The sequence below is a fragment of the Ensifer adhaerens genome, from assembly GCF_020035535.1.
Lineage (GTDB): Bacteria > Pseudomonadota > Alphaproteobacteria > Rhizobiales > Rhizobiaceae > Ensifer.
The window spans coordinates 365,319-380,436 of the sequence record NZ_CP083350.1 but is presented as its reverse complement, the minus strand read 5'-3'; the positions used below and the strand labels follow the sequence as shown (position 1 = coordinate 380,436).

The 15,118-nt window shown below is 62.3% G+C and carries 14 protein-coding genes; 11 read left to right on the top strand and 3 right to left on the bottom strand.

The features are described from left to right. Positions 1 to 26 precede the first annotated feature (26 nt). Positions 27 to 1,526 carry a PLP-dependent aminotransferase family protein gene (locus tag LAC81_RS22165; RefSeq protein ID WP_223729348.1) on the bottom strand — a complete coding sequence of 500 codons (1,500 nt, stop codon included), beginning with the start codon at positions 1,524 to 1,526 and terminating at the stop codon, positions 27 to 29. A gap of 227 nt (positions 1,527 to 1,753) precedes the next feature. Here LAC81_RS22165 and LAC81_RS22160 point away from each other — a divergent pair, with 227 nt between their 5' ends. From LAC81_RS22160 to LAC81_RS22135, 6 genes are all read left to right on the top strand, one after another. Beyond that, entirely contained in the window at positions 1,754 to 2,872 is a 1,119-nt protein-coding gene (locus tag LAC81_RS22160; protein WP_223729347.1) for an ABC transporter substrate-binding protein, read from the top strand. 81 nt (positions 2,873 to 2,953) lie between these two features. Further along, on the top strand, positions 2,954 to 3,838 hold the full coding sequence (locus LAC81_RS22155; RefSeq protein ID WP_223729346.1) for an ABC transporter permease: 885 nt from the start codon (positions 2,954 to 2,956) through the stop codon (positions 3,836 to 3,838). Further along, complete coding sequence (locus tag LAC81_RS22150; RefSeq protein ID WP_223729345.1) at positions 3,835 to 4,623, top strand: ABC transporter permease; 789 nt, start codon at positions 3,835 to 3,837, stop codon at positions 4,621 to 4,623. The genes LAC81_RS22155 and LAC81_RS22150 overlap by 4 nt, the downstream gene beginning before the upstream one ends. Positions 4,624 to 4,625: 2 nt before the next feature. Continuing rightward, positions 4,626 to 5,684, top strand: a complete 1,059-nt coding sequence (locus LAC81_RS22145) for an ABC transporter ATP-binding protein (RefSeq protein WP_223729344.1) — start codon at positions 4,626 to 4,628, stop codon at positions 5,682 to 5,684. A gap of 54 nt (positions 5,685 to 5,738) precedes the next feature. Then, positions 5,739 to 6,764, top strand: a complete 1,026-nt coding sequence (locus LAC81_RS22140; protein ID WP_223729343.1) for a sugar phosphate isomerase/epimerase family protein — start codon at positions 5,739 to 5,741, stop codon at positions 6,762 to 6,764. 2 nt (positions 6,765 to 6,766) lie between these two features. Then, positions 6,767 to 7,576 (top strand): inositol monophosphatase family protein, encoded by an 810-nt coding sequence (locus tag LAC81_RS22135; RefSeq protein ID WP_223729342.1) that lies wholly within the window; start codon positions 6,767 to 6,769, stop codon positions 7,574 to 7,576. Here the strand turns inward: LAC81_RS22135 and LAC81_RS22130 are convergent. Then, positions 7,573 to 8,523, bottom strand: a complete 951-nt coding sequence (locus LAC81_RS22130; RefSeq protein ID WP_223729341.1) for a LysR family transcriptional regulator — start codon at positions 8,521 to 8,523, stop codon at positions 7,573 to 7,575. The genes LAC81_RS22135 and LAC81_RS22130 overlap by 4 nt on opposite strands. Before the next feature lie 318 nt (positions 8,524 to 8,841). Between LAC81_RS22130 and LAC81_RS22125 the strand changes: the two genes are divergently transcribed. Then, positions 8,842 to 9,765, top strand: coding sequence for a DMT family transporter (locus LAC81_RS22125; RefSeq protein ID WP_223729340.1), 924 nt, complete (start codon positions 8,842 to 8,844; stop codon positions 9,763 to 9,765). Between the two features lie 30 nt (positions 9,766 to 9,795). Here the strand turns inward: LAC81_RS22125 and LAC81_RS22120 are convergent, their stop codons facing one another. Beyond that, positions 9,796 to 10,725 carry a LysR substrate-binding domain-containing protein gene (locus tag LAC81_RS22120; RefSeq protein WP_223729339.1) on the bottom strand — a complete coding sequence of 310 codons (930 nt, stop codon included), beginning with the start codon at positions 10,723 to 10,725 and terminating at the stop codon, positions 9,796 to 9,798. 304 nt (positions 10,726 to 11,029) lie between these two features. Between LAC81_RS22120 and LAC81_RS22115 the strand changes: the two genes are divergently transcribed. From LAC81_RS22115 to LAC81_RS22100, 4 genes are all read left to right on the top strand, one after another. After that, positions 11,030 to 12,136: an extracellular solute-binding protein gene (locus tag LAC81_RS22115; protein WP_223729338.1), complete on the top strand. Its 1,107-nt coding sequence runs from the start codon at positions 11,030 to 11,032 to the stop codon at positions 12,134 to 12,136. A gap of 105 nt (positions 12,137 to 12,241) precedes the next feature. Then, entirely contained in the window at positions 12,242 to 13,228 is a 987-nt protein-coding gene (locus LAC81_RS22110) for an ABC transporter permease (RefSeq protein WP_223729337.1), read from the top strand. Next, entirely contained in the window at positions 13,228 to 14,022 is a 795-nt protein-coding gene (locus LAC81_RS22105; protein ID WP_223729336.1) for an ABC transporter permease, read from the top strand. The genes LAC81_RS22110 and LAC81_RS22105 overlap by 1 nt, the downstream gene beginning before the upstream one ends. Then, positions 14,022 to 15,104: an ABC transporter ATP-binding protein gene (locus LAC81_RS22100; protein ID WP_223729335.1), complete on the top strand. Its 1,083-nt coding sequence runs from the start codon at positions 14,022 to 14,024 to the stop codon at positions 15,102 to 15,104. The genes LAC81_RS22105 and LAC81_RS22100 overlap by 1 nt, the downstream gene beginning before the upstream one ends. Positions 15,105 to 15,118 lie beyond the last annotated feature (14 nt).

The following is a 15,118-nucleotide window of genomic DNA, read 5'->3' as shown; positions in this document are numbered from 1 at the left end:
GGCGGTCGAAAGGCTCCTCGGCCGCCTCATCTCCCGATGTTACCCTCCGTTCGGGCAATCGCATCCGCCAACCGGAGAAGAAGAGGCCTCATCCGATCTGCCGGAACGCCGGCGTAGCCGAGAATGAGCGCACCCGGCAAAGGTGTCGCGATCGTATAGTCGGACAGGGGATAACATTGCAGCCCCGCATCGAGCACGGCGCGGTGCGGGGCCTGGTCTTGCCGACCGCCCTTAAGCCAGGCGAGCGCGTTGAGGCCGCTTTCGGAGCTGTCGATGCGTGCAAGTCCGGCAAGCGTCTCCTGCGCCACTTGCGTAAAGGTTTCGCGGCGCTCGGCGTAAAGGCTACGCATGCGGCGCAGATGGCTTGCAAAATGACCACCGCCGATGAACTCGGCGAGCGCGAGCTGGGTTTCGACAGGCACGCTGCGATGGATCAGCGCTGAGAGGTTGCGGAACGTACCGATCAGTGGCGGCGGCAGGACGAGATAGCCGACACGCAGGCCTGGATAGAGCGCCTTGCTGAAACTGCCGGCGTAAATGACGCGTCCATTGCTGTCGATGGAGCGCATGGACGGCAGCGGAGCGCCGTCATAGCGGAATTCGCTGTCATAATCGTCCTCGATGATCCAGGCATCGTTGGCCCGCGCCCACTCGAGCAGGGCAAGCCTGCGCGGCAGCGTCAGGGTGACACCGAGCGGGTGGTGGCGCGACGGCATGACGAAGGCGAGCCGGGCATCCGGATAGCGGGCGATCGCGCCTTCGACATCGAGGCCCTCGGCATCGACATGCGTCGGACACAGGCGCAGACCAAGCGTTCGGAAGAGGTTGCTGGTGGTGATGGGCCCCGGATCCTCGAACCATATCCCGTCACCGGCATCGGCAAGCGCCAGCGCGGCGAGCGAGAAGGCCGCGTGGCCCCCGGGTGTAATGACGATCTGCTCGGGATCGCACGGGTCTCTCCGGTGCAGGGCCAGATACTCGGCGATCCGCTGCCGCAGAACCAGTTCGCCCGCAACGTCGCCATAGCCCATGGCCACCGCCTTGCCGCTGCGCGCTACGGCGTTCCAGCATTTCCTCCAGATGGCAAAGGGAAAGCGATCGAGCGCCGGCCGGTTGGGCAGGAAGGGCCTGTCCTCCATCTGGCCGATGTCGGCCGACATCCGGCGCGATTGCTCGCCAATGCGCGATAGCCGTGGCGGTGCGCTGTCGGTAACGTCACCACGAGCGGGCATCGACAGCTTGGTCGATTGCCGCGGCAAGGCGGCGGACACGAATGTCCCGGCCCCTTGCCGTGCCTCCAGATAGCCCTCCGCCTTCAGGTTCTCGAGCACCCGCACCAAAGTCTGGCGCGACAGGCCGAGCTCGTCGGCCAGGATGCGGCTGGCGGGCAGCCGGGTTCCGGCACGCAGATGCCCCTTGAGGATGGCCATGCGCAATTGGTCCTGCACCTGGCGGAATTTCGGCAGCGCGATCGTCGCATCAATGCGCAGGAACGGCAGGATCGGGCCTTCCAACTGCTTGCTCACCGGTGTGTCTCCAAAATTGGTACGATCGAATGCATCATAATGGACGTTTCTTCGTCGTCCAATTGTTACATCCTGTACCTACACGAAAACGCACCGATGCAGCCCTTCCGCAGGACGCAGACAAGGTGCGGGGGAACCGGAACTGAGGCGGTGCCGACGACCGGATGCAAGGACAGAAAAGCAGTCATCGCCCACGATCCGTCGCAGACGGTCAACAGGAGGAAATCATGAAGAAGCTTCTATCGCGCGCAACGAGCCGCGCCTTCGTCTCCACCCTTGCACTGGCTGCCGCGCTGCCGGGTATTGCCCGCGCCGAGCCTTCGCAAGAGCTGGTGGCGGCTGCCACGAAGGAAGGTGCGCTTACGGTCATCGCGCTCCCCCATGACTGGTGCAATTACGGCGAGGTCATCGCTGGCTTCAAGGCAAAATATCCGGGCATCGAGGTCAACGAGCTGAACCCTGATGCGGGTACTGCCGACGAACTGGAAGCGATCCGGGCGAACAAGGGCAATACCGGCTCGCAGGCGCCTGATGTCGTCGACCTCGGCCTTGCCTTCGCCCCGGCCGCCGCGCAGGAAGGACTTCTCCAGCCGTACAAGGTGGCGACCTGGGATGAAATCCCGGGCAACATCAAGGATGAGAAGGGCTATTGGTACGGCGACTACTATGGCGTCATGGCCTTCGGTGTGAACAAGGACCTGCTCGATACTGCGCCCACCGATTGGTCGGATCTGTCGAAATCGGAATACTCAGGCGCCGTCGCGCTCACCGGCGATCCGCGGTCTTCCGCCCAGGCGATCCTGGCGCTGATGTCGGCCGGCATCTCGCGCGGCGCCAAGCCCGGAACGGAGTCCGGCGGCAAGGGGCTGGAGCTCTTTGCGGAATTGAACAAGTCCGGTAACTTCGTGCCTGTGCTCGGCAAGGCCGGCACGATCGCACAGGGGCAGACGCCGATCGTCGCTGCCTGGGACTACAATCTCCTGGCCTGGCGCGATGCCCTGAAGGGCAATCCGCCGATGGACGTCGTCGTGCCGGTGAGCGGCGTCGTTGCCGGCGTTTATGTTCAGGCGATCTCCGCCTACGCACCGCACCCGAATGCTGCCAAGCTGTGGATGGAATACCTCTATTCCGATGAAGGCCAGACCGGCTGGCTGAAGGGTTACTGCCACCCGGCGCGCTTCAATGCCATGCTGAAGGCCGGCAAGTTCCCGCAGGACCTGCTCGACAAGCTGCCGCCGGCCGAAGCCTATGAAAAGGCGATCTTCCCGACGGTCGACGAACTTTCGGCCAACAAGACCGCGGTGGTCGAGGGCTGGGACAAGGTTGTCGGCGCCAACGTGAAGTAATCCGCCGCTCGGGCAGAGAGGCTTCACCTGTCACGAAGCCTCTCACCGGCCTTTGGCGCTACTATTCCAGGGACAAATCCGATGACGACAAGCGTCGCATCCCTGCCGGCTGCCTTCAGGCCACGGCAGGTCCTCAGCTGGTTCGGGGTCGCCCCCTTCTTCCTCTTCGCCACGCTGTTCCTCATCCTGCCAACGCTCAACATCGTGCTCGGTGCGTTCCGCAACGCGCAGGGACAGGTGACGCTCGAAAACCTCGGCAAGCTTCTTGCGCCTTCGATACGCTCTGCCTTCTGGATTTCGATCGAACTCAGCCTGCTGACGGCAGCGCTCGGGTGCCTGTTCGGCTTTCTCATCGCCGCTGCCATCACGCTGGGCGGCCTCCCGCGACCGCTGCGCAATGCCATCCTCACCTTCTCCGGCGTCGCCTCGAACTTTGCCGGCGTGCCGCTCGCCTTCGCCTTCATCGCGACGCTCGGTCGCCTCGGCTTCGTGACGATGCTGCTGCGCCACTGGTTCGGCATCAATCTCTACGGCGCCGGTTTCAACATCGTCTCCTTCCTCGGCCTGGCGCTCACTTATCTCTATTTCCAGATTCCGCTGATGGTGCTGATCATCACGCCAGCGCTGGAGGGGCTGCGCCGCGAATGGCGGGAGGCGGCCGAAAGCCTTGGCGCCAACGGCTTTCAGTACTGGCGGCTGGTGGCCCTACCGGTGCTCTGGCCTTCTCTTCTCGGCACGCTCGCTCTCCTTTTCGCCAATGCCTTCGGAGCGGTTGCGACTGCCATCGCGCTGACCGGTTCATCGCTCTCGATCGCGCCGATCGTCCTCTTCGCACAGATCCGCGGCGACGTGCTCAATGATCCGCATCTCGGCTATGCCATAGCCTTTGCGATGATCCTGCTGACCGCCGTTGCCAACGCAATCTACATCGTCTTGCGCATGCGCGCGGAAAGGTGGGTCAAATGACGGAAAGACGCCTCTGGTCCTGGCTCGCCGTCGCCTTGGGTGGACTCTATTTCCTGCTCCCGCTCGTCGGCATGTTCGATTTCTCCATGCGCATGCAGCGCGATGGTTACAGTTTCGAAGCCTATCGTGTCGTGCTGGCGGATCCTCAGTTCCAGCAGACCTTCGGTTACTCGGTGGTCCTCGCCCTGCTGACGATCGTTCTCGGAATCCTGATCATCGTGCCGACAGCCTATTTCGTGCGGCTGCGGTTTCCGGGTCTGCGCCCGATCGTCGAGTTCCTGACGCTGCTGCCGCTGGTCATTCCGCCGATCGTCATCGTTTTCGGTTACATCCGTATCTACAACACCTCGTCGATCCTGCCGCTGACGGGAAGCTGGTGGGGCACCAATCTGCTGCTTTTGTTCGGCTATGCGACACTGTCGCTGCCCTACATGTACCGCTCCGTCGATACCGGGCTCCGTACCATCGATGTCGGCAGCCTGACGGAGGCGGCCCAGAGCCTTGGCGCCGGCTGGGCGCGGATCCTCACCGTCGTCATCCTGCCGAACGTCTTCGTCTCGGTGCTCTCCGGCGCCTTTTTGACCTTTGCGATCGTCATCGGCGAATACGTCTTTGCCGCCTTGCTCAACGTCGGCAGCTTCGGTCCCTACATGGTCTGGATGGGCGGCAATCGCGCCTATGAACCATCGGCGCTCGCGGTGGTGGCATTCGGCATCACTTGGGCCTGTATGGGGCTGATCCAGCTTTTCACCCGCTTTTCAAAATTCTCTACCGTGAGGCGCTGATCATGGCCTTTCTCGACATCCGTAATCTGGAAAAATCGTTCGGCGCGCTACGCGTCGTCAAGGATTTCAACCTCAACATCGAGAAAGGGGAGTTCGTCTCCTTCCTCGGACCATCCGGCTGCGGCAAGACAACCGTATTGCGCATGGTGGCCGGGTTTGAGGCGCCGACGGCCGGTGCGATCCGTATCGAGGGGCGCGACGTGACCGGCCTTGCTGCCAACCGTCGCAACATCGGAATGGTCTTCCAGGCCTATGCGCTCTTCCCGAACCTCACGGTCGAGCAGAACATCGGGTTCGGCTTGCGGATAAAGGGCGAAGGAAAGTCAGAGATACGCACGCGTGTCGGGGAAATGCTGGAGATGGTCGGCTTGCCGAAGCTCGGCGAGCGCTACCCGTTCCAGCTTTCCGGCGGCCAGCAGCAGCGCGTGGCCCTGGCGCGCGCGCTGGCAATCCGCCCGCAGGTCCTGCTGCTGGACGAGCCGCTGTCGGCGCTTGACGCAAAGATACGCGTGAGCCTGCGAGAAGAGATCCGTCGCATCCAGCGCGAACTCGGCATCACCACCATCTTCGTGACGCATGATCAGGAAGAGGCCTTGTCGATGTCGGACCGCGTCGTCGTCATGCATCAAGGCATAGCCGATCAGGTCGGCACTCCTTTTGAAATCTACAATCGGCCGGCGACGCGGTTCGTGGCGCAGTTCGTCGGTACGCTCAATCTGCTTGATGCCAGCCTCATCGACGCAGCCGCGGGGCGGGTAGGGCTGGGGGATATCCCGGTGGCTCTGAACAGGAAGCTGCCCGGCCGGGTGGGTGACCGCGTGAGCCTGGCGCTCCGGCCGGAAACCGTGGCGCTCGGGCGAAAGGACGAGGGCTGCGTCGTTCTCTCCGGCCATATTGCCGAGGTGCATTTCCTCGGTTCGGTCATCCGCATCAGGGTCGCCGTTGCCGGTCAATTCGTCTCGCTCGATACGTTCAACCAACCCGATACGCCACCGCCTTCTGTCGGGACCGCGGTCGAGGTCAGCATTTCTGATCGCGACCTGCTCGTTCTTGCGGCCTGACGACGCGAACGAAAATTTCGAACAATACCGATCGCTTGCGGAGGAGCCGGGATGGTGACCGATTTGCCATGGGAAATGACGCCTCGCCCGAATTGGCGGCAGCGGATAGAGGGTCTGTCTGCCGGGGGCCGTGCGAAGCTCGCTGCGCGGGCACGACGCGCGCCGCTCTTTGCTCATGCCTATGCCTTTCACCTGAACTTCCGCTTTGGTGGCATGAAACCCCTGGATCTGGCTGAATTCGCAAGAGAACTGGGTCTGCAGGGCCTCAAGATTCATGTCGAGGACGGCGAGCAGGCAAGTCTGGCCAGAATGTCAGATGAGGCGTTGCTGGCGTTTGGCGCGACGGTGAGCGGCCTTGGTCTGGAGTTGCATGTCGAGACCAGCACGACCGAGCTTGCCGGGCTCTCAGACGCGGTGCGTATTGCGCTTGCGACCGGAGCCACATCGCTTCGTTGTTACCCGCGCTACGAGGGGCGGGTTTCTGAGATCGTCGAATGGACGATCGCCGATCTGCGGCAGCTCGAAAACCTCGATCCTGACGGTAGGCTCCGTTACACGCTCGAACAGCATGAGGACCTCAAATCAGCAGAGTTGATCCAAATCATCGAGGCAGTCGCAAACCCGCGCCTCAGCCTTCTGTTCGATTTCGGCAACATGATCAATGCGTTTGAAGAGCCGATGTCGGCGCTGGCCATGCAGGCGCCGCATATCACCGAGGTGCACGTCAAGGATTGCCTCGTACGGCCGGATCGCGGCGGATGGGCGCATCTCGCCTGCTTGTCGGGAACCGGCGATTTGCCGATGCTGGCGATGCTGGTGGAGCTGTTGCTGCTTGGCAGCGACAGGCCGCAGGTTCTGGCTTTCGGATTGGAGGAGGAGGAGGGCTATTTCGCGCCCGCGCTTCGCTTTGCCGACGAGGCACGCGATCCGTTCATCCCCGCCCGCTCGGCAAGCTTCACCACGATTGGAGCCGCCGATCAGGAGGCGCGGCTGCGCCAGGAGGTGGCGGCCGCCCACAAGCAGGTCGAGACGGTCCGGAGCCTGTTGCAGAAAATCATAACGCAAGCTGAGAAGGTCTAAGAATGACGGTTGAACATGCCTGCCCGCCTGCGTTTCTGGCATTCGCCCACGAAATGGCTGATGCCGCCGCTACCGTTATCCGTCCCTATTTCCGTCAACGGCTCGAGATCGACGCCAAGGCGGATAGCAGCCCTGTCACGGAAGCCGATCGTCTCGCCGAAATGACGATGCGGCAGATGATCGGGAAGCGTTTTCCGGACCACGGCGTTCGTGGCGAGGAGTTTGGTGCTTCCAATGCTGATGCGGAATGGGTCTGGGTGCTCGATCCGATCGACGGCACCAAGTCCTTTGCTTCCGGCTCGCTTGCTTTCGGCACGCAAATCGCGCTGCTGCATCAGGGCGCACCGTGCCTTGGCATCATTGACCAGCCGATCACAAACGAGCGCTGGGTCGGCCGGCGGGCGAGCCCGACGCTTTTCAACGGTGTACCGATCCGAACGAGCGATATCGCCCGCCTCAAGGAAGCGATCGTCTATACATCGGCGCTGGAACAGTTCGATCTCAATGCGAGAGAGCGCTTCTCGCGGTTGGCAGCCGGGGCCCGTTTCACGCGGATGTCGCATGATTGCTACGCTGCCGGCCTGCTGGCGCTTGGTTGCGTTGACGTCCTGGTCGAAAGCGACGTGTTCGACTACGACATCCTTCCGCAGGTACCCATCATCGAAGGAGCGGGTGGCATCGTTACGGACTGGGAGGGTCGACCGTTGGCCAACACCAGCCGGTACGGGACAGTCCTCATGGCAGCGAACGAGACGCTGCACGCCGAAGCGCTCGAGCGGCTGCGGCACGGGACAACCCCTGCAGTGCCCTAGGGGCTGGCTGCGTTTTCCGAGCGTGGGCGCGCGGAGGGATCACGCCCTTCGAAGAGCGGCCGATGTTTCGCGAGCGCCTGGCCTGCAAACTCTGTAAAGGCGCTGACACGGGCGGTGCGGCGCAGGTCCTCGTGGGTAAGGAGCCAGAGCTCTCGCGTCATTGCGGCGACCGGTGAGCCGATGCGCACCAGGCCCGGTGTCGTATCGCCAAGATAGCAAGGCAGCGCCGTAAGGCCGATACCGGCTGCTGCTGCTTCGCGCGCGGTCACCAGGGAGTCGCAGCGCAGCACCGCCGGCGCGGGCAGCGTCGCGCGCATCCATCGTGAGACGCTTGTGGAAGCAAGCGCATCGCCGAGGCCAATCCAGCGTTCCCCCGCGAAATCGATCTCGTCGGACGATCCCAGGCCGCGTTCCTGCAGGTATGAGGGCGCCGCATAAACGGCAAAGGCAACGTTCGCGATCCGGCGGCCCACGAGCGCATCGGGTGAATCGACCGCGGGGCGAATGGCGACGTCAGCGTCGCGATGAGAGAGATTTGCGAGTGCATTCGAGGTGCTCACTTCGAGCAGGACGCCCGGGTGGCGTTGCCGGAAAGCAGCGAGTATCGACGGCAGGATCGAGGCCATCAGTGTGTCGGTGGTGGTGATCCGCAGGCTGCCTTCCAGCCGCAGGTCCTGCCCGGTCAGGCGGCGCTCCAGTTCGGTGACCGTTTCCGCCATCTGTCGGGCCGCCGCGAGCAATTCCTCGCCGCCGGCTGTGAGCGTGTAGCCGGACGGGAGGCGATCGAACAGCCGGACCCCCAATTTCTGCTCGAACGATCCAACGCGCCTGAGCACGGTGGTGTGATTGACGCCGAGCGCGCGGGCCGCAGCGGCGAGGGAGTTCGCCTCCGCGACCGCCAGGACAAAGCGGAGATCTTCCCAGTCGATACGGTGGTGGCTGTTCATGTCTGGGCAAACCTTCGGCAGCGTTGCGGATCGAGCGTGCAAGTCGCAGCGCCGTCTCCGCCATCCTCGGTCGGATCGGCACAACCACCCCCCACGATCAGGCGACTCGGCGCTTCGACGGCCCAAACTTAGGGGATGTGCAAATATGCAGCATGAAACGGCAAAGTGACAGATCGATCTGCGAGAAGGCACGGCCTAACTAGATAAACACGTTCGGACGGGACGGTCGAACGCGCCTGTCGAGCCCGGTTTCCGGTGTGAGGGAACCTCAATGCCGGTCCATGTCCCCTTTGCGCTACTCATCAAGGAGGTCCCGTGATGGAGACCCTGTTCGTTCCATTGGCTCTGGTTGCCGGTGGTCTGCTCGCAGTTCAGGCGGGCGCCAACGCACAACTTTCAAAGGCTGTCGGGTCGCCGTTTGCGGCCACCACGCTCCAGCTCGCGATCGGCACCGGCCTTCTGTTTTTCGTCACCCTGTTTACCGGAACAGTTGCCGTTCTCGCCGCGGTTCCAGAGGCCGAGTGGTGGCATCTCGTCGGAGGTACCGCCTCGGCGGTTTACGTCGTTTCGACGATCGTTCTCTTTCCCCGACTAGGTGCCGTCGTTTCCGTCGGGCTCTTTATCGCCGGGCAGATGCTTGCGTCCCTTGCGCTCGATAGCTTCGGTCTGCTTGGTGTGACGCAAATCAGGCTTCGCGCTGGAGCCGCGATCGGCACGCTCGTCGTGCTCATCGGGGTCGGCATGATCGTTTTCGGCCAAGGCGGAAAGGATAACCTCAAGGCCGACAAGCTTGGATGGATCGCCCTGGCGCTGACCGCCGGCGCGGTCCTCCCGGTCCAGGGCGCCGTCAACGCGCTTCTGCGCCACGATCTCGGTGGTGCGCCGTTTGCCGTGGGCGCGGTTTCGTTCTTCGTCGCAACGCTCGCCATGGCAGCGGTGATGCTTGTCGGGCTCGCCGGACAGAAGGCACCCCGCCCGAATATCGGCGGCGTGCAGGCCATGCCCTGGTGGGGCTGGCTCGGTGGCCTTGCCGGCGCTACCTATGTCACCACGGTGTTTACCGCAATCCCCGTGATCGGCGCGGCCGCAGCGGTCGGCTTTACCGTCGCCGGTCAGCAGGTCGCGAGTGTCTTCGTCGATCGCTACGGTTGGTTCCGTCTCCCGCAGCGGCCGGTGTCGGGACTGCGCCTCGCCGGGGTGGTGCTGTTGCTTGCGGGTGTCGCGCTCATCAAACTCGTATGAAGGACGACTGGTGCGGCGCCAGGCGTGGCATCAGGAAGATGGAGAACAGGTCACGCCCATCCTGAGTTGCATATCCTGCACGGTGGCGCGCGTCGCCTCCACATAGGCATCGACGAGGTGGCGGTTTTTTGTGTCGCGAAGCCAGCAGAGGCTGAGATCAGATGCGATGTTGGGGCGGAAAGGCCTGATCGTGATCTGATCGCGCTGGCCATAGGCGAACACCGGGTCGACAATGGCGATCCCCAAACCATTGGCGACCATTTCACAAACGGCCGGCGCGAGTGTTGCATCCATGATGTAATTCAGGCGGGTGCCGTAGCCATCAAGCGTGCTTTCGATCTTCTGCCGGATGCGGTTGTCAGCGGCAAAGCCGATATAGGGCTCGCCGTCGATATCGGCGGGCTCGACCTCTTGCTTGGCGGCGAAGCGATGCCCCGCCGGTGCAATGCAGACAAGGTCGCCACCGCGCAAGGGAACGCATTCGATGTAAGGATTATCCGTATTGCGGTTGATCAGGCCGATATCCACCTGTTTGGACAGCAGCCATTCAACGATGAATTGTGAACTGCGGATCACCACGGAAATATAGGCATCACCATGCCTGGCAAGGAAGCGCTTGTTGGTGTGGCTGATGAACGGGCCGGACAGGGCGGGCATCACGCCAACGGAAATTTGCCCGAGCTCCTCTCGCCGGATCAAGTCGACGGCGCGCTCTATCTGCTTGATGCCGGCGAAGACACGGTCGATCTCCTTGTAGAGCCGCATGCCATGTTCTGAAGGGATCAGCCGCCCCTTGACGCGATCGAACAGCGCCAGTTCCGTATCCTCTTCCAAATGCGCCAACAGCTTGCTCACCGCCGGTTGCGAGATATGCAATATCTCGGCTGCGCGGCTGACCGTACCACATTCGATCACGGCCTTGAGGGCCTCGATTTGTCGTAGGTTCGGTGCGCGCTTCATTCCATAACTTCTCAACAGGGCCGGTCGCCGATCACCCTAACTGCGCCAACGGATATTGACAATCTGGCAGCCCGCGATGCTGAAAAGCACCTGAGGTTCGGCGCCGCTACGTGCATGGATAGCCTATAACCTTTTGGAATGGGTGCAGGCTCATAAACAATTGGACGGGCCAAAATCGCTGCGCCTATCTATGTGCAGGCTGCAGCCGGATCGATCCGGTTGCGCGATAGGCGATCGGCTCGGCAATGCGCCCACGCACGGACCGACGCTCATCAAGTCACGCTGGGAGGCGCGAGGAGGAACAATGATTATCGGGCAAAAGATCAATCGCAGAAACGCACTCAAGCTGTTGGGAGCCGGCAGCGCAACACTGCTCGCAGCGCCGTACATCATCCGCTCGGCAAGCGCGCAGAGCTCGGTTCTCAACATCACCACATACGACAAGTTCCTGCCGCAGGACTTCATCGAGCAGTTCCAGAAGGAAAGCGGCATCGAGGTGCGCATCCGTCTGACCGACGACCAGGGCAAGCAGTATAATCTGCTCACGGCAGAAGGTGCAAATCCGACGACCGACATCGTGACGGTCGCGGGCCATCGCTATGGCCAGTTCATCGACTCGAAGCTGGTGCAGGCGCTGGACACAGCCAAGTTGCGCAATTGGTCGAACCTCAATTCCGCCTATCAGGAGGCGGCCTGGGCGCGCTACGAAGGCAATCTCTGGGGGCTGCCGATCCTTGCCGGTTACGAAGGCCTGGTCCGCAATACGGACTACGTGCCGGAGGCGGATAGCTGGGGCATCATGTTCGACGCGAAATACGAGGGCCTGACGGCCTATATGGCGGGAGATTTCATGTCGATCACCATGAAGTATCTCGGCCATGATGGCGACTTCGTCACCTACACCGACAAGGCCGACGAAGCCCAGAAGGCGGCCAGCGAGGCGCGTGACTTCCTGATCAAGCACAAGGGTATGGTTCGCAAATATTACGATGCGGCCAGTGAAGTGCAGCAGATGTTCATCAACGAGGACATCCACCTGGCGCAGGCCTGGTCGGGTCCGGCCGCGAAGCTGATCATGGACGGCGTGCCGGTCAAGCTGTCCGTTCCGAAGGAAGGCACCTACGGGTTCTGCTACACGCTGAACATCGTCAACAACGCGCCCAATGCCGAGAACGCCTACAAGCTGTTCGACGCGATCCTGGCGAACCCCGAAGTCGGGGCGGCGATGACGCGCACGTCCGGCTTCAGCTCGACGATCTCGGGTGTCGACAAGCTGCTCGACGACAGGGAGCGGCTGGCATCGACGCTGCCGCAGGAAGAACTCGAGCGCGTCACCTTCTTCAGCACGCATAACCGCGCGCTGAAAAACGAAATCATTGATCGTGCCGTCGCCGAACTGAAGGCGGCTTAAGCAACCATAGAGCGGCGACTGGTCCTGGCCCCGTTTTAGAGACGGGGTCAGCACGATGACGCATGCCCAGTCGCCGCCCATCGGGTCAAGGTTTGGGACAATTCAATGGCCGTGGGAACAAGTACAGCGGATGGCGGTATTCCCGCCTATGCCGCTCAAATGAAGTATTCGACAGGCATCGCCCGGGTGATCCACTCTCCGGTCTACCGGTATACGCTGGGCGCCGTTGCCGAGTGGCGATATGGCCGCATCCTTCTATTGGCCGGCGTGCCGGTCGTCTGGATGCTGATGATGCATATCGGCCCAATCTACGAGATGCTGCGCATCAGCCTTCTGTCGAGCTACCCGCCCCAGCCCGGTGTGGAGGCGAATTTCACGTTCGACAACTACGCGCTCTTCTTCAGCGAGAAGCTCTACTGGATGCCGCTGCTGCGTAGCTTTATCTACGCGTCGATCGCAACTGCGGTTACCCTGATCGTGGTCTATCCGGTTGCCTATTACGTTGCCAAGGTGGTGACGACCGGTAACAGGTCGCGGGCGTTGCTGTTGTTGCTGGCGCCCTTCTGGGCCGGCGAAATCATCCGCATCTTCTCCGTCATCATGCTTCTGGCCAATCGTGGTGCGGTCAACGTGCTGTTGCGGGAAATCGGGCTGACCGATCGTCCCATCCAGATGCTCTACACCTCGTTCTCGATCAGCTTCGGCCTGGTCTACATGGTCTGCCTTTACATGCTGCTGCCGCTCTATTCGGCGATCGAGAAGATCCCGAAGTCGCTGCTCGATGCCTCGGCAGATCTTGGGGCAGGGCCGTTCACGCGCTTCCGCCGCATCATCCTGCCGCTTTCGCGCGATGGCATCGTGTCGGGATGCTCGCTGGTCTTCCTCACCTGCATGGGCGTCTTCGCTGCTCCCATTCTTCTGGGCGGGCCGACCACCAGCATGTTCTCCGAAACGATCAGCAGCTTCTTCCACGGCGCCAGCAGCCGCTGGCCGGCGGGTGCCGCCTTCGCAATGATCATGCTTGCGGCATCGCTCGTCACCGTCGGCCTGTTCATGCGGGTCGTCGGCGGATCCAAACAAAGGACATTCTGATGCGCGCCATGTTACTCGATTGGCCGGGACTGGCCCTCAAGTCCTTCTACTGGCTGTTTGTCTTGTACCTGTTTCTGCCGCTGTCGCTGATGGTTGCGGTCAGCTTCAAGGATGCGAGCTTCATTTCTTTCCCGCTCGGAAACCTGACGATCGATTGGTACGCCAAGGTCATTCAGGACAAGCAGTTCCTGGACGCCTGCCTTTACACCTTCATGATCGCCGCGGCGACGACCGCCATCGCGACGGTGATCGGCGTCTGGATCGCGATGCTGATCGGATCGCTGCGCGGCGCGGCACAATACGTGGCCTTCGCGGTCGCCTGCCTGCCGGCCGTCGTGCCGGGCATGATCTCGGCGATTTCGTTGCGCATCTTCATCACCACCATCGACCTGCCGACCGGCACGGTGGCGATCATTCTCGGTCACGTCGTCCACGCCGTGCCCTTCGTGGTCGTCATGGTGCTGACGCGACTGCGCTCCATGCCGGGCAATCTCGTTGATGCCGCTCGCGATCTCGGTGCGGACAGCATCGTCACATTCTTCCGCGTGACGCTTCCTTACCTCGGGCCGGCCATCTTCGGGGGCATGATCTTCTGCCTCCTGCTGTCGAGCGATGACTTCGTCCGCACCTTCTTCCTCGGCGGCTATCGCCCGACGCTGCCGATGCTGATTTTCGCCCGCGTGCAGTCCGGCATGTCGCCGGAGATCAACGTCATGGCGACGCTGGTCCTGGTCGTGACCGCGGTGGTCGGGCTTTACGCAGAATATCTCACACGTCGTTCGAGGATCCGCTGATGGAACCGGTAGTTCAGTTCGAAAATGTCAGAAAGAGCTTCGGCAGCTTCGTCGCCGTCGACAATCTCAACCTCAACATAGAGCGCGGCAAGTTCGTCACGCTGCTCGGCCCATCCGGCTGCGGCAAGTCGACGACGCTGCGTATGCTCGGCGGGTTCGAAACACCCACGAGCGGCCGCATTCTGCTCTCCGGCCGCGACGTGACAAAGGTTCCGCCGAACCGGCGCAACGTCAACATCGTATTCCAGGACTACGCGCTGTTTCCGCACATGACGGTCGCGAAGAACATTGCCTTCGGCCTGGAACTGAAGGGGGTCGACAACAGGCAGATCCAGAAGCGCGTATCGGAACTTCTTGAACTCGTGCAACTGCAGGATTTCGCAGGCCGCCTTCCGTCCGAACTTTCGGGCGGCCAGCGCCAGCGCGTCGCGCTGATGCGGGCGCTGGCGCCCGATCCTGACGTGCTCCTGCTGGATGAGCCGCTTTCGGCCCTCGATGCGAAGCTGCGCCAGACCATGCAGGTCGAGCTCAAGGCGATCCAGGAGCAGACCGGCAAGACCTTCATGTTCGTGACCCACGATCAGGAAGAGGCGCTCACCATGTCGGATACGATCGTGGTCATGAACAATGGCCGGATCGAGCAGATGGGCGACCCGGCGAGCCTCTACAAGCGGCCCGGTTCCGCCTTCGTCGCGACCTTCCTCGGCGAAACCAATCTGTTGCGCTCAGATGTCGTGGGCACGGAAGCTGGCGAGGCCGCAGTGCGGTGGAACGGCATGACGATCAAGGCGTCGGCCGGCGCGCTGTCTCCCAAGGCAGGCGATGCGATCTATGTCGTCCTGCGGCCGGAAGCGATCCAATGTTCGGCGCAGGAACCGGGCGTCGCCAACCGGATCCGGGGGCGCATCCGCCAGCGCGTTTTCAAGGGCAACCACACATCGCTCAAGGTCGAGATCGGCGAGGGACATCTGCTCAACGCGCTCGTTCATCCAAGCGAGGTGGAACGCCTCAGCCGCGACGACATCTGGGTTGGCTGGTCGTCCGAAGCGACCACGCTCATCCCTGCCCGCAACGCGGCTTAGCCGCAACATCTCGA